Origin of the sequence: Stenotrophomonas sp. DR822, from assembly GCF_019793815.1 — a bacterium.
GTDB classification, from domain to species: Bacteria; Pseudomonadota; Gammaproteobacteria; order Xanthomonadales; family Xanthomonadaceae; genus Stenotrophomonas; species Stenotrophomonas indicatrix.
In genome coordinates this window covers 66,537-86,291 of sequence record NZ_CP081826.1, presented here as the reverse complement: position 1 = coordinate 86,291, position 19,755 = coordinate 66,537, and the positions used below count along the sequence as shown (strand labels likewise).

General features: G+C 66.0%; 17 protein-coding genes and 2 pseudogenes. 3 read left to right on the top strand and 16 right to left on the bottom strand.

Annotated features, from left to right (window positions below; all coding sequences use genetic code 11):
• Positions 1-299: 299 nt before the first annotated feature.
• Positions 300-2,135, bottom strand: a complete 1,836-nt coding sequence (locus K5K93_RS00460) for a methyl-accepting chemotaxis protein (RefSeq protein ID WP_222389070.1) — start codon at positions 2,133-2,135, stop codon at positions 300-302.
• 254 nt (positions 2,136-2,389) lie between these two features.
• Positions 2,390-2,683 (bottom strand): hypothetical protein, encoded by a 294-nt coding sequence (locus K5K93_RS00455; RefSeq protein ID WP_222389069.1) that lies wholly within the window; start codon positions 2,681-2,683, stop codon positions 2,390-2,392.
• A gap of 161 nt (positions 2,684-2,844) precedes the next feature.
• On the opposite strand from K5K93_RS00455, the gene K5K93_RS00450 reads away from it, so the two are divergent.
• Positions 2,845-3,933 carry a DUF5694 domain-containing protein gene (locus K5K93_RS00450; RefSeq protein WP_222389065.1) on the top strand — a complete coding sequence of 363 codons (1,089 nt, stop codon included), beginning with the start codon at positions 2,845-2,847 and terminating at the stop codon, positions 3,931-3,933.
• Between the two features lie 30 nt (positions 3,934-3,963).
• Here K5K93_RS00450 and K5K93_RS00445 read toward each other — a convergent pair whose 3' ends face one another.
• From K5K93_RS00445 to K5K93_RS00395, 11 genes and pseudogenes are all read right to left on the bottom strand, one after another.
• Entirely contained in the window at positions 3,964-4,203 is a 240-nt protein-coding gene (locus tag K5K93_RS00445; protein WP_222389063.1) for a hypothetical protein, read from the bottom strand.
• Between the two features lie 64 nt (positions 4,204-4,267).
• Positions 4,268-6,469 (bottom strand): PAS domain S-box protein, encoded by a 2,202-nt coding sequence (locus K5K93_RS00440; protein ID WP_222389062.1) that lies wholly within the window; start codon positions 6,467-6,469, stop codon positions 4,268-4,270.
• 199 nt (positions 6,470-6,668) lie between these two features.
• The gene (locus tag K5K93_RS00435; RefSeq protein ID WP_222389059.1) at positions 6,669-9,062 is read right to left on the bottom strand and encodes a Tex family protein; all 2,394 of its coding nucleotides are present in this window, start codon (positions 9,060-9,062) and stop codon (positions 6,669-6,671) included.
• 207 nt (positions 9,063-9,269) lie between these two features.
• Positions 9,270-9,485 carry a hypothetical protein gene (locus K5K93_RS00430; protein ID WP_025879252.1) on the bottom strand — a complete coding sequence of 72 codons (216 nt, stop codon included), beginning with the start codon at positions 9,483-9,485 and terminating at the stop codon, positions 9,270-9,272.
• Between the two features lie 311 nt (positions 9,486-9,796).
• Positions 9,797-9,889 (bottom strand): annotated as a pseudogene (locus K5K93_RS00425) (IS110 family transposase); the annotation flags it as partial.
• A gap of 613 nt (positions 9,890-10,502) precedes the next feature.
• Positions 10,503-10,955, bottom strand: a complete 453-nt coding sequence (locus tag K5K93_RS00420; protein WP_025879253.1) for a hypothetical protein — start codon at positions 10,953-10,955, stop codon at positions 10,503-10,505.
• Positions 10,952-11,155, bottom strand: a complete 204-nt coding sequence (locus K5K93_RS00415) for a PspC domain-containing protein (RefSeq protein WP_025879254.1) — start codon at positions 11,153-11,155, stop codon at positions 10,952-10,954. Before K5K93_RS00415 ends, K5K93_RS00420 begins: the two co-directional genes overlap by 4 nt.
• A 50-nt stretch (positions 11,156-11,205) precedes the next feature.
• A complete protein-coding gene (locus K5K93_RS00410; protein ID WP_222389056.1) occupies positions 11,206-11,574 on the bottom strand; it encodes a YfeK family protein in 369 nt (122 codons plus the stop codon).
• Positions 11,571-12,638: a class III poly(R)-hydroxyalkanoic acid synthase subunit PhaC gene (locus K5K93_RS00405; RefSeq protein ID WP_222389053.1), complete on the bottom strand. Its 1,068-nt coding sequence runs from the start codon at positions 12,636-12,638 to the stop codon at positions 11,571-11,573. Before K5K93_RS00405 ends, K5K93_RS00410 begins: the two co-directional genes overlap by 4 nt.
• Positions 12,639-12,641: 3 nt before the next feature.
• A complete protein-coding gene (gene phaE / locus K5K93_RS00400) occupies positions 12,642-13,700 on the bottom strand; it encodes a class III poly(R)-hydroxyalkanoic acid synthase subunit PhaE (RefSeq protein WP_222389051.1) in 1,059 nt (352 codons plus the stop codon).
• A gap of 22 nt (positions 13,701-13,722) precedes the next feature.
• A complete protein-coding gene (locus tag K5K93_RS00395) occupies positions 13,723-14,337 on the bottom strand; it encodes a phosphatidylcholine/phosphatidylserine synthase (RefSeq protein ID WP_093819149.1) in 615 nt (204 codons plus the stop codon).
• A gap of 387 nt (positions 14,338-14,724) precedes the next feature.
• On the opposite strand from K5K93_RS00395, the pseudogene K5K93_RS00390 reads away from it, so the two are divergent.
• A pseudogene (locus tag K5K93_RS00390) lies at positions 14,725-14,994 on the top strand (methyltransferase); the annotation flags it as partial.
• A 96-nt stretch (positions 14,995-15,090) separates the two neighbouring features.
• Here the strand turns inward: K5K93_RS00390 and K5K93_RS00385 are convergent.
• The 3 genes from K5K93_RS00385 to K5K93_RS00375 all read right to left on the bottom strand — a co-directional run bounded on the left by K5K93_RS00385 (position 15,091) and on the right by K5K93_RS00375 (position 17,174).
• On the bottom strand, positions 15,091-15,579 hold the full coding sequence (locus K5K93_RS00385) for an 8-oxo-dGTP diphosphatase (RefSeq protein WP_093819148.1): 489 nt from the start codon (positions 15,577-15,579) through the stop codon (positions 15,091-15,093).
• Between the two features lie 40 nt (positions 15,580-15,619).
• Positions 15,620-16,132, bottom strand: a complete 513-nt coding sequence (locus tag K5K93_RS00380) for a DUF1249 domain-containing protein (protein ID WP_099784603.1) — start codon at positions 16,130-16,132, stop codon at positions 15,620-15,622.
• Between the two features lie 220 nt (positions 16,133-16,352).
• Positions 16,353-17,174: a pyruvate, water dikinase regulatory protein gene (locus K5K93_RS00375; RefSeq protein ID WP_025879262.1), complete on the bottom strand. Its 822-nt coding sequence runs from the start codon at positions 17,172-17,174 to the stop codon at positions 16,353-16,355.
• Between the two features lie 145 nt (positions 17,175-17,319).
• Between K5K93_RS00375 and ppsA the strand changes: the two genes are divergently transcribed.
• Positions 17,320-19,698, top strand: a complete 2,379-nt coding sequence (gene ppsA / locus K5K93_RS00370; RefSeq protein WP_180830985.1) for a phosphoenolpyruvate synthase — start codon at positions 17,320-17,322, stop codon at positions 19,696-19,698.
• The last annotated feature ends 57 nt before the right edge of the window (positions 19,699-19,755 follow it).

The window sequence follows — 19,755 nt, the reverse complement described above, 5'->3', positions numbered from 1 at the left end:
TGCTCGCTTGTGCCCAATGCGGAGGGCGCCAAGCCGTCAGCAACGCCCGCTTGGTCGAGTGCGATCACACCTTGGCCGCCAGAGCGGACTCATGAATCAGTCCAGTGCCTGGCTAGGCCCTTCCCAGCCATCAAGGTACTTGGGTAAATCGTCGAGAACGTCGACCACGCGCTGCCGATAGGGACATGGTGACTGAGCAGAGACGGGCGATCCCGTAGTTTACTGCCGTTCCAGAGCAAGCCACCGCTGCGTTGGCGGGGCGGCCCGCGCCGCCCCATAGGCCAGCGCGCGCCGGCGCCCTACACCACCCGCAGCGCCGGGGCATGCACGCCATGGCCATGCCCTGCCCCCGCGTGCACACGGAATCCTGCCACCGTCTGCAGCAGCTGCGAAGACTGCTCTTCCATGCTGCGCGCGGCCGCTGAGGCCTCCTCCACCAGCGCTGCATTCTGCTGCGTACCCTGGTCAATCAGGTCCACCGCGTGGTTCATCTGCTGGATGTCATCGCTCTGTTGTTGCGCAGCCGCGCTGATCTCGGTCATCAGGTCGCTGACGCGACGCACGTCGGCCACGATCTCGTCCATGGTCCGGCCGGCGCTCTCGACCTGCGCCGTTCCGGCACCGACGTTGGCAACCGACGCATCGATCAGCTGCTTGATTTCCTTTGCCGCACCCGCCGAGCGCTGCGAGAGCTCGCGGATCTCGGTGGCGACCACGGCGAAACCACGGCCATGCTCACCGGCGCGCGCCGCTTCCACGGCCGCGTTCAATGCCAGGATGTTGGTCTGGAACGCAATGCCATCGATCACACCGATGATGTCGACGATGCGCCGCGAGGACGCGTTGATCACCGCCATCGTCGAGACCACCTCATGCACCACCTGGCCACCGCGTGCGGCCACGTCGGCGGCGCCACCGGCCAGCTGGCTGGCCTGGCGCGCGTTGTTCGCGGTGCGCTGCACGGTCTCGGCCAGCCCCTTCATCGACACGGCGGTTTCTTCCAGTGAGGCAGCCTGCTGCTCGGTGCGCTGGGAAAGGTCGTTGTTGCCTTCGGCGATCTCGCTCGCACCGACCGCAATGGTGTCTGCTGCGAACTTGATCTGAGCGATGATCGCGGCCATCGCTTCGACCAGCGCGTTGACGCCTCCGCAGAGTTCGGCGATCGGGCCCGTCTTGTCGGCCATGCCGATGCTTCGGGTCAGGTCGCCCTCCTTTGCCGACGCCACCACCTCGCGTGTCTGCGCCACGGCGCGCTGCATGGCCTGGCTCTCATGCACCTGTGCGGTGATGTCGGTGGCGTATTTGACGACCTTGAACGGTCGCCCGCTGGCATCGAGAATCGGGTTGTACGACGCCTGGATCCACACTTCGCGGCCACCTTTGCCCAGCCGCCGGTACTGGCCCGCATCGTACTCGCCGGAGCCGAGCTTTTCCCAGAACCGCCGGTATTCGTCGCTGGCCCGGTAATCAGGCTCGACGAACAGCGAATGATGCTGGCCGCGTACCTCTTCCAGCGTATAGCCGGTGGCGGCGAGGAAGTTCGCATTGGCCGCCAGGATGCGGCCATCCATGCTGAATTCGATGACCGCCTGCGATTTGTCGATGGCCGCCAGCTGCCCCGCCGACTCGGCCGCCTGCTGCTTCTGCGCGGTGATGTCGGTGGCGAACTTGACCACCTTGTACGGCCGACCGTGCTGATCAAGCATCGGGTTGTAGGAGGCCTGGATCCAGATTTCGCGCCCCCCCTTGCCGAAGCGTCGATACTGCCCTGCATCGAACTCACCGCGGCCCAGCCGCGCCCAGAAGTCGCGGTATCCGGTACTGCGCGCGTGCTCGGGGTCGACGAACAGCGAGTGATGCCTGCCCTGGATCTCATCCAGGCGATATCCCACTGCCTGCAGGAAGTTGTCATTGGCCTGCAGGATCGTGCCGTCGAGGGCGAACTCGATGACCGCCTGCACCCGGTGCAATGCGGCCACCTGGGCCTCAAGCTCGACGTGCCGCCGATGCTGCTCGGCCACCTCCGTGGCACGGCGCTGCCTGCCCAACACCCCCTGCAGCGCGCGCAGGGGAGACCAACGGGTGAGCACTTCGGCCGGCGCCTGAGCACCTTCCATGGAGCCTGAAATAAGCATCGTCTGATCCTCGGTGTCCGGGTAGCGGTTGCGACCCGCCGGGCGGGATGCCCGGCGGCAACTTCGATTGCCTGGGACTGCAGACGCCGGAAGGCGTCACTCGAGCGACTGGCAGGAACAGTACGGCAGCTGCGATCGTCATCAAACAGCGGCGAGGCACACGGCACGGGCCGCCCATCGGAGGCAGCCTCGGGTCCGGCGGCGGGAGCCTGCAGCGGGCTCCAGACAAGGTATCGGCGAAGCAGTCGGCAACTTTAGGGGGCCAGCCGCTGGTCGGCGGCGCGCCGCAGAACGCAGCGCAGCAGCATCGTTGCCAGCACCGCCGGCAGGTAGCCCAGACTGCCGCAGACGACCAGCAGGGATGGCCCCGCCAGCGGCCCGCCGCCGCCCAGGATCCAGCTGCGGGTGGCGAGGATGTAAAGCGCGAACGGCAACAGCAGCAACGGTGCCAGCCGCAACAGCTGCCACCGCCATCTGGCCGGCCCGATCCAGCCGGCCAGTGCACCCAGCACGGCACCTGCAGCTGCGATGGTGGCGATTTCATCCATGACGCGCTTCCGGAAGTCTTCCAGCCACCATTCTGGACCAGCGCCGACGGAAAGGGGATGCGGCAGGCACGCAGAAGGTTGCAATGACCATCGGGACATCCCTTGCCTGCGCGCTGCCCGCAGCATGTGCCCACTGAATGGATTTTTCCTGGGGAGGCAGCATGCTTCGACGCTTGAACGCCATCATCTTCCTCAGCCTGTGCAGTGCCGGCGCATTGGCCAGCGACGCGGGCTTCCGTCCCAGCTTCCATCCCGACCAGCTGAAGGGGCCACCCGCCGGTCGCCACAACGACGTACTGGTGCTTGGGACAGCACATCTGTCGGAACTGCCAAAGACCTTCGAGCCGGCCATGCTGGAGCCACTGTTGCAGCGCCTGGCACGTTGGCGCCCGGAGGCGATTGCCACCGAAAACCTGTCCGGCCTGCAGTGCGACTTCATGCGTCGCAATCCCGGCCGCTATGCCGAAAGCGTCGAAACCTACTGCTTCGACACCGACGCGGCCCGCGCCGCCACCGGCCTTGACGTACCCAACGCCAACGTCGAGATGGGGCGCCTGCTGTCGGCATGGCCGGCAAGCCCGACAGCCGCGCAGCGTCGACATCTGGCCGCGGTGTTCCTGGCCGCTGGCGAGCGCGGATCGGCGCAGGTGCAATGGCTGCGCCTGCCTGTGCAGGAGCGTATTGCCGGCGACGGCCTGGATGCTGCGCTGGTCGAGATTCTCGACAAGAGCCTGACCCGTCGCAATGAAACCAACCTGGTGGCGGCCGTTCTCGCCGCGCGGCTGGGGCTGGAACGCCTGTGGGCGGTGGACGACCACACCGCCGATTCGCCCACCCCGCCCGAGCACGAGAAGGCGGCAGGCGAAGCGATCATGAAGGCGTGGGACAACCCGCAGGCAAACGCACGGCGGGACGCCGACGAGCCGCTGTACGCCAACATCGGCAAGGTCGATGGCGTGCTGGACCTGTATCGCGCCTACAACCGCCCCGGCGTCGGCCTGCAGGCCTACCAGGCCGACTTCGGTGCTGCGCTGGTCGAACCCTCAGCCCAGGGCTTTGGCCGCAACTATGTGGGCTACTGGGAAACCCGCAACCTGCGCATGGTCGCCAACATCCGCGAAGTGCTGGGACAGCGCCCGGGAACGCGCCTGCTGGCCATCGTTGGCGCTTCGCACAAAGGCTACTACGAGGCCTACCTCAACATGATGCACGACGTGCAGCTGGTGGATGCCGAAGAGGTGCTGCGCTGAGGCCCGCACCTGATCAATGCAGCAGGTCCGCTACCCACGTTGCTGCGCATCGCGACGCCCGGCGCGCCAGAGCACCAGGCTGGTGACGACGATGCAGCCCAGCGTGACCAGCAGCATCAGCGCCACGCCCCACTGCACCACGGGGACCAGCATCCGGGCCTGCTGGTCGTTGCGCAGCTGCTCCAGACGGAGCCAGCCGGAGAGAGCCAGGGACCAGCCGACAACGGCCGGCGCATAAGCACGGACTGCACTCAGGTTCCAGGACGTCATGTTGTTTTCCTGCGAAGGTGGGGCGTTGGCGCAGTATTCGCCGCGCCCCTCTCACAGGCTGAGATCAGCCGTCGCCGAGGTCGCCGCCGTCCGCCGGCGAGCTACCGGACAGTTCGCCGGTTTCGCCCTGCACCTGCACATTGTTGCGCCCCATCGCCTTGGCCCGGTAGCACTGGGCATCGGCGGCGGCGACGGCCTGGTCCACGCTCATGCCGGCGGCAAGCGGTGCGATGCCGATGCTGGCGCCGATCCGCAGCTGGTGCTGGTCCCACGGAATGGACAGGTTGGCCAGGGTGTGCAGCAGCTCGCCGCCGATGCGCGCCGCTCGGCGCGGGCTGCACCCGGACAGGATCACCGCGAATTCGTCCCCCCCCAGGCGCGCCACCACATCCGAGTCGCGCACACCATGGCGCAATACGCTGGCCACGGCCCACAGCACGGCGTCGCCGGCCAGATGACCAAAGGTATCGTTGACCGGCTTGAAGCGGTCCAGATCGATGTACATCAGTGACGCCGCCTGCCCGGTCCGCTCGACCCGGGTGATCGCCTGCTGCAGATGCACTTCGAAGCCGCGGCGATTACCCAGTTCGGTCAGCGGATCCATCTCCGCCAGGTGTCGTGCCTCGCGCTCGCGTGCGCGCTGCTGGGTGTCATCGCGCAGGACCCACACCGCACCACGCACCTGGCCCTCGTCGTCGCGAAGCCAGGCCCGGGTCAGGTCAACCGGCACCACGGCGGTGCCCATCTGCAGCAGCAGATCGGCATGCAGATCCACGGCATTGCTTTCCGGATCGAGCAGCACGCTGACATCGAGCTGCGATTGCGGTGCGTATTCGGTGGTCAACGACAGCACGTCCTGCACGAGATGCCCGGCCAGCGACAGCGCTCCATCGCCGGCAAGCATTCGCACGGCGGCCGCATTGGCATATTCGATGTGGCCATCCAGGGCCACGCTGAGTACCAGGTCGGCAACCGCATCCAGGGTGATGCGGCTGCGCTGCTCGCTTTCGAACAGGCGCTGCTCGCTGCTGCGCTGGGCGCTGACATCCTGGATCTGCGACACGAAATGCAACGGTTCACCGCGCTCATTGCGTACCAGCGATACCGACAGCCGTGCCCAGATGGTGTTGCCCTCACGGCCCACGTAGCGCTTTTCAAGGTGATAGTGCGTGCGTCGCCCCGCCAGCAGGTCCTGCACCAGGGCCAGGTCGGTCTGCAGATCGGCCGGATGGGTCAACCGCTGGAAATCGACCTGCAGCAGTTCCTCCCGCGCGTAGCCGAGAATGCGGCACAGCGCATCGTTGACATCCAGCCAGCGCCCTTCCAGCGACACCAGCGCCATGCCCAATGCCGCCGACGTAAACGCACCGGCGAATTTTTCCGCCGCAAGACGAGCCTCGGCGCGCGCCTGCAGGATCTCGGTGATGTCGATGGCCATGCCGACATAGCCGATGCGCTCGCCATTGGCGCCATCCATGCGGCTGATTGACAGGCGTACCTGGCGACGCTGCCCGTCCTTGCGCAGCAGTGTCCACTGCCGCGAATACGTCTGGCCCTCGGCACGTGCACTGAGTGCCTCGAACACACCCGGAACCTGTCCATCGGCGGTCGCCAGCGGTCGCAGCCACGCCTGCAGTTCAACCGGGTCGTGGAAGGCATCCAGGCGGCGCGTACCCACTACTTCAGCGGCAGTGTAGCCGAGCAGGCGCTGCGCGCCGGTATTGAAAATGGTGATGATGCCATCGGTGTCGGTCGCGATCACCGCCACTTCGTCTGAAGCATCCACCATCGCCTGCAGGCGCTGCCGCATTTCGGCCGCGTCCTGGCGCGCCTGCTGCAGTTCGGTGACATCGGCATGGGCGCCGGCCATCCACAGTGGCCTGCCCTGCCCGTCCCATTCGAATACCCGTCCGCGATCGTGGATCCAGATCCATTCGCCATTCCTGTGGCGCATCCGCAACAGGCAGACATAGTGGTCGGTGCGGCCATCGAAGTGGTCCTGCAGGGCCGCATCGGACAGCGCCAGATCATCCGGATGGACCAGCGCGATGAAGGTCTTCTGGCAGATCGGTTCAAGTTCGTCCAACCGGTAGCCGACGATCTCGGCCCACCGTTCGTTGACCCGCATCTGCCCGCTCTGGACGTTCCATTCCCAGGTGCCGGCCGCGGTGCCCTCGATGATCATCGCCAGGCGACGGCGCTCTTCGGCCAGTTCCTGCAGCCGGCGCTCCAGCCGTGCGTTGCCGCTGTTGCCCTGATCGGCCATCAGCCACCTCCCCTGCCGACGCAGCTGCCCGCAGGCCGTGGCGAACCACAGCGGTCACGGAACAGCGCGGATGGTGCTGACGGCATGGCCTCCCCAGCGACAGCAGGGGTCCAAGCGCCCCTTCCGGCGCAAGTGTGCGCATTGCCGGGGAACATCGACAAGTCCCCCACCCGACAGCGCCGGGAGGGGGACGGCGGACTCAGCTGCGCTTGGCCCGGGCGAACGCCTCGGCCAGGGCATTGTTGGCTGGCGGCGCGGCCTGTGCCGGGCGTCCGCCATTGCCCGGGTTGCGCCCCTGGCCACGTCCCTGCGCGGGGTTGCCAGCGTCGCGGCGCGGCGCCTGCCCCTGGCTGCGTTCGTCACGGCTGCCCGGGCGGCTGGTGGCCTGGCCAGGCGTGTCGTCCAGACGACGGGTCAGGGCGATGCGCTTGCGCGGCACGTCCACCTCCAGCACCTTCACCTTGACGATGTCGCCGGCCTTGACCACGTCACGCGGATCCTTCACGTAGGTACCAGACAGCGCCGAGATGTGGATCAGGCCGTCCTGGTGCACGCCGATATCGACGAACGCACCGAACGCGGCCACGTTGCTGACCACGCCTTCCAGCACCATGCCCTCGCGCAGATCCTTGATGTCCTCGACGCCATCGGCGAAACGGGCCGCCTTGAATTCCGGGCGCGGATCACGGCCCGGCTTTTCCAGTTCCTTGAGGATGTCGCGCACGGTCGGCACACCGAATGTCTCGTCTGTGAACTGCTCGGCCTTCAAGCCGCGCAGGAAACTGCCGTCGCCGATCAGCGCCTTGATCGGGCGCGCGGTGCTGGCCACGATGCGCTCGACCACGGGATAGGCTTCCGGATGCACCGACGACGCATCCAACGGCTCATCGCCATCGGCGATACGCAGGAAACCCGCGCATTGCTCGAACGTCTTCTCGCCCAGGCGCGACACCTTCAGCAGGTCCTTGCGACGCTTGAACGGACCGTTGTCATCGCGGTGGCGCACGATGTTCTCGGCTACCGTCGACGACAGGCCCGAGACGCGCGACAGCAGTGCAGCCGACGCCGTGTTGACGTACACGCCGACGGCATTCACGCAGTCCTCCACGCGCGCATCCAGTGCGCGCGCCAGGCGGTACTGATCCACGTCGTGCTGGTACTGCCCCACGCCGATCGCCTTCGGCTCGATCTTCACCAGTTCGGCAAGCGGGTCCTGCAGGCGACGCGCGATCGATACCGCACCACGGATCGACACGTCCAGATCCGGGAATTCCCTGGCCGCCGTTTCCGACGCCGAATACACCGACGCCCCGGCTTCACTGACCACGATCTTCTGCGGCGCGTTGTCACCCAGCGCCTTGATGGCTTCACCGGCCAGCTTGTCGGTCTCGCGGCTGGCGGTGCCGTTGCCGATCGCGATCAGCTGCACGTTGTGCTTGGCACACAGCTGCTTGATCGTCTGCAGCGACTGCTCCCACTGCCGGCGGGGCTCGTGCGGGTAGATGGTGTCGGTGGCGACCAGCTTGCCGGTGGCGTCGACCACGGCAATCTTGCAGCCGGTGCGGATGCCCGGGTCCAGGCCCAGCACGCTTTTCGGGCCGGCCGGTGCAGCCAGCAGCAGATCCTTGAGGTTGTCACCGAATACCGCGATGGCTTCGGCCTCGGCTTTCTCACGGGCCTGGTTGAACAGGTCCAGCAGCAGGTGCATGTGCAGCTTGGCCCGCCAGGTCAGGCGGCAGGCGTCCAGCAGCCAGCGATCAGCGGGGCGCCCCGCATCGCGGATACCGGCGTTGTGCGCCACGCGCCCTTCAGCGTACTGATGTCCGGCCTCGGCATCCTTGCCCGGATCCAGTTCCAGGAACAGGATCTCCTCGCGGCGCGCACGGAACAACGCCAACAACCGGTGCGATGGAATCTTCGCCAACGACTCGGCGTGCTCGAAGTAATCGCGGTACTTGGCGCCCTCGGTTTCCTTGCCCTCGGCAACGCGGGCACGGATCACGCCCTGCTCGCTCAACCAGCTGCGCAGCTCGCCAACCAGCGTGGCGTCCTCGCCCCAGCGCTCCATCAGGATCGCGCGGGCACCTTCCAGCGCGGCCTTGGTATCGGCCACGCCCTTGTCGGCATCGACGAACGTGGCGGCAAAGACCTGCGGGTCCTGTGTCGGATCGCCCAACAGGCCATCGGCCAACGGCTCCAGTCCTGCTTCGCGGGCGATCTGCGCGCGGGTACGACGCTTGGGCTTGTACGGCAGGTACAGATCTTCCAACCGGCTCTTGGTGTCGGCCGCGAGAATCTCGTTGCGCAGCTCATCGCTGAGCTTGCCCTGCTCGCCGATGCTGGCCAGCACCGCGGCACGGCGGTCTTCCAGTTCGCGCAGGTAGGTCAGGCGGGTTTCCAGGTTGCGCAGCTGGGTGTCGTCCAGGCCGCCGGTGACTTCCTTGCGGTAGCGGGCGATGAACGGAACGCTGGCGCCTTCATCGAGCAGGCCGACGGCGGCGCTGACCTGGGCGGTCTGGGCGCCGATCTCATCGGCGATGGTCTGGGCGATCTGCTGGGCGAGCTGGCGCTGGGCGTGCTTGGCGTCGTGCATTGTTTCCGGCCTGGGCCGCATTGCGGGAAAGGTCCATTCTTGCAATGCGCGGGCGGCAGGGACAAGGCGTTGACAGAGCGGCGGTTCAGGCGGCGGGTCCGGATGGGACGCCGGCATCCTGGCAAAGGGGGCTCGGACTGGCCCCGGGGCTGGGATGCCGGCGCGGACGCGCGATGGTGGGGCGCGTCCTGCCGCGTACTGCGAAGGTCAGCGGTAGTGGCGGGCGGCACGCTGCATGACGATGTCGTCACGCAGGCTCTCCAGCGCCATCAGGCGGACCTTGCCGACACCCTGCAGTTCCATGAACCGCTCCGTGTAGAACTCCGGCCCCAGCGCGGTATCGGCGCGGGATTTGCTGAAGCCGTAGGGCACCACGCCCTTCTCGCCATCCTTGCTACCACCGACATAAAGAACGATTGCCATGTGATGTCTTCCTCCAAATTGCTACTGCGTACTGCACACGATGAGCGGTACTTGCGAGCCCATCGGGATAGAGCTTACCGCGGCCAAGCTGACTGGAACGTCACGAAGACTAATGACGATCGGTTGCATGCAGATGACTGCGGGATAGCAGCAGAATGCTTACGGATCTTTAACTTCCAGCTAACGAATACGCGGGTTTCAGCCAACGGCGCAGCCCCTCGTGGGTGGGGTTGGTTGGTCGCGGAATGCAAAAGCCGCAGGTGGGTCGGCCAGGTTGGGTTCGCGGGGGACGCCGTGAATCCGTCCCTGGAGCCGGAGCGGCTATTGCTGACCTGCAGGGTCTGTCCGTCTGTCGTGCCAACGTCCAACTGGCGCTTGCTGACATCAATCCCGATCCCGTTCATCACCGGACTCCGTATAGTCTGGAAGGGTCGAGAGCTCCCCCGCTTGCCCAGTCTTATCACTGCGAGTGTCAGCTCCAGCAACTGTTCGGGCGGATCAAGGGAGATTCCGGCGTGGGCGCCAAGCTACATGGCGATCGTCGAGATCCAGGCTTACACGGCGGCCCACGCCGGCTCTCGACACCTACGGTGCCAGATTCCAATCAGATAAGGCTTGGCCGCGGCATCCATGCCGCGGACACCCCCGCGAACCCAACCCGACCGCCCTCTGACAATTTCTGCGGTCTGCCACCCACGGAAGAGAAAAAGAAGATCAAAAGCAAAAGCGGCCTGGTTGGCCGCTTTCTGTAGAGCCGAGCCCACGCTCGGCTCTGCACGAGCAAGCGCAGCGCGCGACCCGCTGTTGCTGTTCTTTTTCTTCTCCGTGGCTGGACGCACACGGAAACTGTCAGGGGTCGGGCGGGGTGGGTTCGCGGGACCGTTGGCGCCATGGATGGCGCCATCGAGCCCCCAGGGACGGGTTTACGGCGTGTCCCGCGAACCCACCCCGCCCGGCCCAATCACATGAATCGCATTTCGCGACCCACCCACGAGGGGCTGCGCCGTTGGCTGGAATCTACGGCCACCAGCCGTGCCCGAACCGCGCGTAATGATCGGCCGCACGCTCGAACGGATTACGCGCGCTGACACCACCACACAGGAGATACACCGGCAGGTACAGCGGCCCCAGCACCAGATACTGGTACACGTGCGCACGCTCATGGTCATCCAGCCGGATCAACGGCTCCACGCCCCACCCCGCCTGATGCGCGTAGGTACGGCAGCACATGCCCAGGTCGTGGCCGGTGTGCAGGATCACATTGCCCAGGGTGATCGCTCCGCCCGGGCCCCAGGGCCAGTGATCGAAAACCACCGCGCAATCACGACCGCTCCAGCGCATCTTCGCCCCCCCCAGCAACCCGGCCAGACCGCCAAGCAGGCCGATCAGGGTATTGGGCACGGTCCACAGCGCACCCAGCACCTGCAGCGCGCGCAGCCAGATCGGCCAGGGACGGGACGCGGTATTCAATCCGCCTCGTTGGGGATCAGCAGCCATAGCAGCAGGTAGACCAGGATGCCGGGGAAAGCGGCCGACGCCAGCGAGACCACCACGTACAGCACCCGTACCAGGGTCGGGTTCCAGCCGAAACGATGGGCGATGCCGCCCATCACCCCGGCAATCATGCGGTCGTTCAGCGAGCGCGACAGGGTGCGCGGCACAGCGTTCATGGCGAGGTCTCCCGGCTGACTGGCTGTTGCCACTGTAGCGCCTGCAATGTCTACGGCGTGCGTTGGCGCAAGGCCTGCAGGCGGGCGCTGAACCACGCCGCGGAGGTCTGTTCGGGCTGGCCGGGGCAGCGGATCCGGTAAGCCTTGCCGCTCATGCTGCTCTGGCTCGCCGCACGTTCGATGAACTGCTCGGCAGTGTCGACCATATCCTTTTTCAGCAGGTAGTCGTACTTGCGCTGAAGGTGGGAACGCGCATCGGCCGGACCGTACCAGCTGCCGTTTCGCTGGAACTGGCACTGGGAGCCGTCCAGGCTCCCGATCAACTGCGCGATCTCGCGGCGCGCATCGGCGCTCGGCGCAGCACCGACGACGCCCGGCGCAAGGGCCAGGGCAAGCGCGAGCAGAGGGGAATACTTCATGGCGTGCGTTCCTTCAGCCAGTTGTCGATGGTCGCCGGCACTTCGCGCTGTGCGCGGCCGGAGACGTAGATGCCGATATGCCCACCGCGGAAACTGGATTCGGTGTAGTCCTGCGTGCCCAGCCGGCCACGCATCGCGCGCGATGCATCCGGTGGCACCAGGTGATCCTGTTCGGCGTAGATGTTCAGCACCGGCAGGGTCACCTGCGACAGATCCACCGCCTCTTCGCCGATGCGCACGGTGCCATTGACCAGGCCGTTGCCCTGGTAGAACTGTTTGATGAACTCGCGGAAGGCTTCACCCGCCAGGTCCGGCGAGTCGAAGATCCACTTTTCCATGCGCAGGAAATCCTCCAGCGCGGCCTTGTCATCGAGGATGTCGAGCAGGCCCACGTACTTCTGCACGTTCAGGCGGAATGGCTTGAGCATCAGGTAGCTGGCATTCATCAGATCGGCCGGGATGTTGCCCAGCGTATCCACCAGCAGATCCACATCCATCTGCTGGGCCCAGTGCGACAGCATGTTGTCGGCGGTCTGGAAGTCGACCGGGGTGACCATGGTGATCAGATTGCCCAGCTTCTGCCGCCGCAGTGCGGCGTAGCACAGGGCGAACACGCCACCCTGGCAGATGCCGAGCATGTCGACCGTTCCACGACTGCGCGCGCGCAGCGCATCCACCGCGCCATCGATATAGCGCAGCAGATAGTCCTCAAGCGTCTGGTAGCGCTCGGAACGGTCCGGATAACCCCAGTCAAGCACGTACACGTCCTGGCCCAAGGCCAGCAGCTTCTGCACCAGTGAGCGATCGGCCTGCAGGTCGACCATGTAGGGGCGGTTGACCAGTGCGTACACGATCAGCAGCGGTGTGCGCCGCACCGGCGCGTTCTCGCCGACGAAGCGATACAGCACCACTTTGCCATCGCGCCAGACTTCTTCGCGGGCGGTGGCGCCATAGTCGACATCCTCCACCTGCGGCAACAGCTTCAACCCTTCCATCAGCTTGCGCTGCATGGCCAGGGTCTCCTGCATCAGGTCATCGGCATTGAAGCCCAGCGGTCCTTTCATGGCTTACGACTTCCGCGTGGTCGCGCGGGTGGTGGCCTTCTTCGCTGGCGCTTTCTTCGCGGCAGGCTTCTTCGCTGCAGCCTTCTTCGCTGCAGGCTTGCGCGCGACGGGCTTGACCCTGGCAGGCGCCGGCTGGGCCACCGGATCGACGGCATGGGTACCGGCAAGCGCCGCCACCTGTGCCTGCACCCGGCGCAGGCTGCGCTCGAGCTCGGCGATGCGACGGTGGGCGGCATCCATCTCGCTGCGGGTGGGCAGGCCGATGCGTTCACTCATCTGTTCAACCTCGCGCTGCATGCCTGCGCGCAGGCGCATCTGTGCGTTGCCCAGCGAGGCATACACCTGCTGGAACGGCTCGGACATGGCGACCTTGGCGTAGGCCTCCTCGGCCACTTCGATCCACAGATCGAACATCGCCCGGGCGCTGGTCAGCTGGCTGCCGGGCTGCTCGTGTTCGGCCAGGCGCTGCTCGAACAGGTCGAACGCCTCTTCCAGTGCCTGCTTGATCTGCTCGACGTAGGCCTGCGAATGCTGCTGGTACTCCTCCTGCGCGCGCAGCAGGGCCTGCCACCGCGCGTGGTGCTCGCGGCCGGGCCCGAACGCCGGGCTCTGCAGCCAAGGGCCAGCCAGCGTCTGCAACTGCTGGAACCACGCCGTGAACTCGGGCGGAGCAGCGTCCACATGGGTGCTGCCGCGGGCCCCCTGCAGCATCCACTGCAGCATGCCGTCGCCCTGCCCCTTCACCGCTTCACGCCAGGCCTGCGCGACCTCGGCACTGCTGGCATCGCGGCCGGCAAAGCGTGCAGCGACTTCCTGCATGGTCCCGTACCAGCTGCCAGCCTGTTCGCGGAACCGCCGCACCGCCTCTTCGGGCGCGGCAGCACCGGTCCCGGGCAGCAGTTGGCCCCACCAGTCGAACAGGCGCTTCCAGCTGCCCGGGTCGTCGCCAGCCGGGGTTCCCGGCACGGCGGCATGGCGCAAGGCATCACCCCAGGCGCCGAAGTACTGGCGGGCCAGATTTTCGAAATCGCTGCTGCCGGCGTCGTTGGCCGAGCTGGTCATCGCGCTCCTCCGCAGGGCTGGGTCATGGCTTGGGAATGCGCAGGGTCTTGCTGATCATCAGCGACCCGGACAACGCGAACAGCAGCACCAACGGATGCAGCTGCCAAGGGCCAATCTGCCACTGGCCGAGCCACAGGTCGCGGCCGATGGCATCGGTGCCGGCGGCGATCGCCAGCACGATCACCAGCGCCAGGCTGGTGGGAATCGGCGTTCCCTCGAAGTACTTCACCTTGCCTTCGTCACCGCTCATCGCCTCGGCGGTCACGTTGTAACGGGCCAGGCGGCTGACGCCGCAGCAGACGAAGTAGCTCAACACCAGCCAGTCCCAGCCGCCCTGCATGCCACAGGCATAGGCCAGCGCTGCGGGTGCGACACCGAAGGAAATGACGTCCGACAGCGAGTCGAGCTCACGGCCCAGAGTCGAACTGGATTTGCGCCAGCGCGCGATGCGGCCGTCCAGTGCGTCGAAAATGAAAGCCAGCGGGATCAGCGCCATGCCGAACATCAGGTAGCCGCGCTCGCCATCCTGCAGGAAACGCATGGCGGCAAACACCGCGCCGGTGCCGCAGAAAGCGTTGGCGAGGGTGAACCAGTCCGCCAGATGGAACTCGCGCAGCATCGAGAAGTGACGTTTCATGAAGTCTCACGGGGCATCAAGGCCCACAGGGTACCGCGAGCGCCGCCACCGGCAACAGCGTGGGCTGCCCCTGTCCTTCACCCGACACTCACCGATCCTCACCGGCGGTGAATTTTTCGCCACCCATCTTGACAGCCTAGGGGGGTGGCGCCTGTCAGCGCTTATCCACAAAGTTGCCCACGCGTAATCCACACCCCCTGTGGACAACTGGTTCTCACCGACTGCGACGCTGGACATTTCCTCATCACCACAAGCCGGGGTTTTCCTACTTCCCAAGCCGGTCCGCCAGCGCTATGGTCTGCGGCGGACCCGCCGCCGCCACGCCCGACTCCTTACCGACGGACGATGCTGATGCTGGGTGCATACACCCTGGCCGGGCAGTTGCGCTGGCCGAACCTGGCCCCGGTACTGGATGAACTGGCACGGGTGCTGCATCGCGGCGGCCGGCTATGCCTGGCCTTCGGTGATGCCGGATTCATGCGCAGCCTGCCCTTTGCCGAGGACCTTGAACTGCATGATCTGGACGCAGTGGAGCTGGCGCTGCGGGTGTCCGGCTTCACCGTCACGGCATGGCGCTCGCATCGCGAATGCACGGCCGGCAATGACGGCCAGCAGCGGGAAAAGCACTTCCACCTGCTGCTGGCACATCGGCGTTGAAGCTCTCCCCGCCGGGCATGGCCCGGCGCTACCGAGGCTGCGCCGGATGGGTAGCGCCGGGCCATGCCCGGCGAACGCAACGGCCTCCGGAATGCCTCACAGCCGGCTGAAGGACCAGCTCTGCATGCGCCCATCCCGGTAAGGCATCACTCCGTGGAACGGTCGCGGATCGGCATCGAACACCAGCGGCAGGAAGTTGCGGTCGCCCTCCCACATCGGCAGCTGGTCCAGCTTGTCCACGTCCACCCACTCCAGGGTGCCCTCGTGATTGCCGCCGTGCGGGGCACCCTCGAAGCTGTCGATGACGAACACGAAACCGAACCAGTCCTCACCGTGCTTGCCGAAACCCGGCCAGCTGATGGTGCCGCGCAGGCGCATGGCCGTGCAGTCGATACCGGCTTCCTCGGCGATTTCGCGGCGCATGCCGGCGGCAACGTCCTCGGTCGGCTCGACCTTGCCGCCCAGGCCGTTGTACTTGCCCAGGTGGTGGTCGCCCGGCCGGGTATTACGGTGGATCATCAGCACCTGGCGGCGATCGGGCGAGAGCACATAGCCCAGGGTGGCGACGATCGGGGTATACGGCATGTGCGGGTCCGGCGGCGGGTCAGCCGTGGATTATGGCCGATCATCGCACCAGCGACAGGCGACGGTCGCCCTCACCCACGGTGTTGCCGTCTGGATCACGCCGCAGGGTGGCCACGCCATGGCCGCGTTCGGCCAGGTATTCCAGCCATTTGCCGAGGAAGGTGTTCATCCGCATGCGATGGCTGATCAGCTCGGCCGGCGGTGGGTACAGGCCCATCGTGTCCTGCCAGCGGCGGCCGACGTAGCAGTGGGTGGTCTCGGCCTGGCGCGCGTCCCGGTACAGGCGGACGAAGGCCGATGGGTCCGGTTCACCGGTCACCGGGTCGGCCAGGTCATAGGTCAGGCGCAGCTCGACCGTGTACCGGTGGCACTCGATCACGTCCAGGCGCACGTCCAGGCCATCGCCCACCGAAGAGACGTAGCTTCCCGCCACCAGCTCGGCCGGCGCGAACAGGCGCACCAGGTGACGGTAGTTCTCTGCGTACAGCCCCATGAGCCAGCTCAGCCGGCTCAGGCGGGGAATGCGCTCGGTACGGGGCAATGCTCGGGCCATGGGCTGATCCTACACGTTGGCCCTTCAACGTGGGGACTGATCGGTCCCGGCCAAAGGGGCCCTGTACTGTATCGACCAACGGTCGATACCCACCGCGCAGGTGGGTCACGACCCTGGGTCGTAGCGCACCCGTCAACCGCGCAGGTGGGTCACGACCCTGGGTCGTAGCGCACCCGTCAACCGCGCAGGTAGGCCACGACCGTTGGTCGTGGCGCCCCCGTCAATACAGTTCGCGCTGCAGCCCCAGCGTGCCGAGCACCTTGCTGGAGATCTCCTCGATCGAGGTATGGGTGGTGCTGAGGGTCGGGATGCGTTCCATCTGGAACATGACCTCCGCCGCAGCCACCTCGCGCTTGCAGGTGTCCAGGTTGGCGTAGCGCGAATTGGGCCGGCGCTCCTGGCGGATCTGCTGCAGGCGGTCCGGGTCGATGGTCAGGCCGAACAGCTTGCGCCGGTAGTTGCGCAGGCGGGGCGGCAGGCGGTCGCTCTCCAGATCCTCGTCGGTCAACGGGTAGTTGGCCGCGCGCACCCCGTAATGCAGGGCCAGGTAGATGCAGGTAGGCGTCTTGCCCGCCCGCGACACCGCCACCAGGATCACGTCGGCATCGTCGTAGTTCACCGCGATGCCATCGTCGTGGGTCAGCGCGAAGTTCATCGCGTTGATGCGCCGGTGGTAGGTGTCGAAGTCGACCATGCCGTGGGCCTGGCCGACCCGGTTCAGGCGCGAGCTGGACAATTCGCGCTCCAGCGGTTCGATGAACGGGGCGAACACATCCAGCATCAGCGCCCCGCTTTCGGCCAGGATCAGGCTCAGGCTCTGGTCCACGCAGGAGTTCACCACGATCGGCCGGACCTGGTAGCGCTCCCCCGCCGCCTGGATCCGGGCACAGGCTTCGCGGGCTTTTTCGGGGTCATCGACAAATGACATCCGGTCGGTAATGAAGCTGAACCCGGAGAACTGGGTCAACAGGCTATGCCCAATGGTTTCAGCGGTGATACCGGTTCCATCGGAAACGTAGAACACCGGACGGATGGTCGACATGCGCGCATTTACCCCCTACGAAGCCTAAAAGGGCCGCCAACACAAGCTTGTGCCGACGGTGGTCTGCCCGGCATCATATCGGCTTCTTCCTACGGACGCGGCCATCAAAGCCCGCCTCGGGCGATGGCCAAACGGAGCATCGCGCTTGAACGAGAACATCCTGTGGTTGCACGAACTGCGTCTGGCCGACCTGGCCCGCGTAGGCGGCAAGAATTCCTCGCTGGGCGAGATGATCGGCAACCTTGCCGGTCTGGGCGTCTCCGTTCCGGGGGGCTACGCGACCACGTCTGAAGCCTTCAAGGACTTCATCGCGCACAACGACCTGTCCAAGCGCATCTTCGACAAGCTGGCCACGCTGGACGTCGAGGACGTCAACGCGCTGACCGCAGCCGGCAAGGAAATCCGCGGCTGGGTGATCGATGCACCGCTGCAGCCGCAGCTGGACCAGGACATCCGCACTGCCTACGCCAAGCTGAGCGCCGACAACGGCGGCGGCGACGTGGCCGTGGCCGTGCGTTCCTCGGCCACCGCCGAAGACCTGCCCGACGCGTCCTTCGCCGGCCAGCAGGAAACCTTCCTCAACGTCACCGGTGCCGACGATGTCGTGCACAAGGTCAAGGAAGTGTTCGCCTCGCTGTACAACGACCGTGCCATCGCTTACCGCGTGCACCACGGCTTCAAGCACGAGGACGTGTTCCTGTCCGCAGGCGTGCAGCTGATGGTGCGTTCGGGCGTGGGCGCGTCCGGCGTGCTGTTCACCCTGGACACCGAATCCGGCTTCCGCGACGTGGTGTTCGTCACCTCCTCGTTCGGCCTGGGCGAAATGGTCGTGCAGGGCGCGGTCAACCCCGACGAGTTCTACGTCTACAAGCCCACCCTGCAGGCCGGCAAGCCGGCGATCCTGCGCCGCTCGCTCGGCAGCAAGGCGATCCGCATGGTGTACTCGGATGTCCCCGGCGAGCGCGTCAGGATCGAGGACACCCCGGCCGAACTGCGCACCACCTTCTCGATCAACGATGAAGACGTGGCCGAACTGTCGCGCCAGGCGCTGACCATCGAAAAGCACTACGGTCGCCCGATGGACATCGAGTGGGCCAAGGACGGTGTCAGCGGCAAGCTGTTCATCGTGCAGGCGCGCCCGGAGACCGTGAAGTCGCGCAGCCATGCCACCCAGATCGAGCGTTTCGCACTGACCGAGAAGGGCGGCAACGTTCTCGCCGAAGGCCGCGCCGTGGGCGCCAAGATCGGTGCCGGCGTGGCACGTGTGGTGAAGACGCTGGAAGACATGAACCGCGTGCAGCCGGGCGACGTGCTGATCGCCGACATGACCGATCCCGATTGGGAGCCGGTGATGAAGCGTGCCTCGGCGATCGTCACCAACCGCGGCGGCCGTACCTGCCACGCGGCGATCATCGCGCGCGAGCTGGGCGTGCCGGCCGTGGTCGGTTCGGGCAACGCCACCAAGGTCATCGAGGATGGCCAACTGGTCACCGTCAGCTGCGCTGAAGGCGATACCGGCTTCATCTACGAAGGCAAGCTCGGCTTCGAGCGCACCACCACCGATCTGGGCAACATGCCGCCGGCACCGTTGAAGATCATGATGAACGTGGCCAACCCGGAACGCGCCTTCGACTTCGGCCAGTTGCCGAACGCGGGCATCGGCCTGGCGCGTCTGGAAATGATCATCGCCAGCCACATCGGCATCCACCCCAACGCGCTGCTGGAATACGACCGCCAGGATGCGGCGACGAAGAAGAAGATCGACGAGAAGATCGCCGGTTATTCCGACCCGGTCGGCTTCTACGTGGACCGTCTGGCCGAAGGCATCGCCACCCTGACCGCCTCGGTCGCGCCGAACCCGGTGATCGTGCGCCTGTCGGACTTCAAGTCCAACGAGTACGCCAACCTGATCGGCGGCAGCAACTACGAGCCGCACGAAGAGAACCCGATGATCGGCTTCCGCGGCGCCAGCCGTTACGTCGATCCGAGCTTCTCGGCCGCCTTCGCACTGGAGTGCAAGGCCGTGCTGCGCGTGCGCAACGAGATGGGCCTGGACAACCTGTGGGTCATGATCCCGTTCGTGCGCACCCTGGAAGAAGGCCGCAAGGTCGTCGAGGTGCTGGCCCAGAACGGTCTGAAGCAGGGCGAAAACGGCCTGAAGATCATCATGATGTGCGAAGTGCCGTCCAACGCGCTGCTCGCCGATGAGTTCCTGGAGATCTTCGACGGCTTCTCGATCGGTTCCAACGACCTGACCCAGCTGACCCTCGGCCTGGACCGCGATTCGTCGATCGTGGCGCACCTGTTCGATGAGCGGAACCCGGCGGTGAAGAAGCTGCTGTCGATGGCGATCAAGTCGGCACGTGCCAAGGGCAAGTACGTCGGCATCTGCGGCCAGGGCCCGTCCGATCATCCGGATCTGGCCGAATGGCTGATGCAGGAAGGCATCGAGTCGGTGTCGTTGAATCCGGACACCGTGGTCGATACCTGGCTGCGCCTGGCCAAGTTGAAGGCCAAGGGGTGACCTGTTGACGTGTGATGGCTGACGTCGCTTTCATCGACGCCTGCCCATACTGAAGCT

What these genes read in the sequence shown, in the direction of transcription:
- K5K93_RS00430 (WP_025879252.1), bottom strand. Translation starts at nt 9,485, where the DNA reads ATGGCAATCGTTCTTTATGTCGGTGGTAGCAAGGATGGCGAGAAGGGC.
- K5K93_RS00455 (WP_222389069.1), bottom strand. Translation starts at nt 2,683, where the DNA reads ATGGATGAAATCGCCACCATCGCAGCTGCAGGTGCCGTGCTGGGTGCA.
- phaE (WP_222389051.1), bottom strand. Translation starts at nt 13,700, where the DNA reads ATGACCAGCTCGGCCAACGACGCCGGCAGCAGCGATTTCGAAAATCTG.
- K5K93_RS00395 (WP_093819149.1), bottom strand. Translation starts at nt 14,337, where the DNA reads ATGAAACGTCACTTCTCGATGCTGCGCGAGTTCCATCTGGCGGACTGG.
- K5K93_RS00445 (WP_222389063.1), bottom strand. Translation starts at nt 4,203, where the DNA reads ATGACGTCCTGGAACCTGAGTGCAGTCCGTGCTTATGCGCCGGCCGTT.
- K5K93_RS00440 (WP_222389062.1), bottom strand. Translation starts at nt 6,469, where the DNA reads ATGGCCGATCAGGGCAACAGCGGCAACGCACGGCTGGAGCGCCGGCTG.
- K5K93_RS00410 (WP_222389056.1), bottom strand. Translation starts at nt 11,574, where the DNA reads ATGAAGTATTCCCCTCTGCTCGCGCTTGCCCTGGCCCTTGCGCCGGGC.
- K5K93_RS00460 (WP_222389070.1), bottom strand. Translation starts at nt 2,135, where the DNA reads ATGCTTATTTCAGGCTCCATGGAAGGTGCTCAGGCGCCGGCCGAAGTG.
- K5K93_RS00435 (WP_222389059.1), bottom strand. Translation starts at nt 9,062, where the DNA reads ATGCACGACGCCAAGCACGCCCAGCGCCAGCTCGCCCAGCAGATCGCC.
- K5K93_RS00380 (WP_099784603.1), bottom strand. Translation starts at nt 16,132, where the DNA reads ATGGCCCGAGCATTGCCCCGTACCGAGCGCATTCCCCGCCTGAGCCGG.
- K5K93_RS00375 (WP_025879262.1), bottom strand. Translation starts at nt 17,174, where the DNA reads ATGTCGACCATCCGTCCGGTGTTCTACGTTTCCGATGGAACCGGTATC.
- K5K93_RS00385 (WP_093819148.1), bottom strand. Translation starts at nt 15,579, where the DNA reads ATGCCGTATACCCCGATCGTCGCCACCCTGGGCTATGTGCTCTCGCCC.
- K5K93_RS00415 (WP_025879254.1), bottom strand. Translation starts at nt 11,155, where the DNA reads ATGAACGCTGTGCCGCGCACCCTGTCGCGCTCGCTGAACGACCGCATG.
- K5K93_RS00405 (WP_222389053.1), bottom strand. Translation starts at nt 12,638, where the DNA reads ATGAAAGGACCGCTGGGCTTCAATGCCGATGACCTGATGCAGGAGACC.
- K5K93_RS00450 (WP_222389065.1), top strand. Translation starts at nt 2,845, where the DNA reads ATGCTTCGACGCTTGAACGCCATCATCTTCCTCAGCCTGTGCAGTGCC.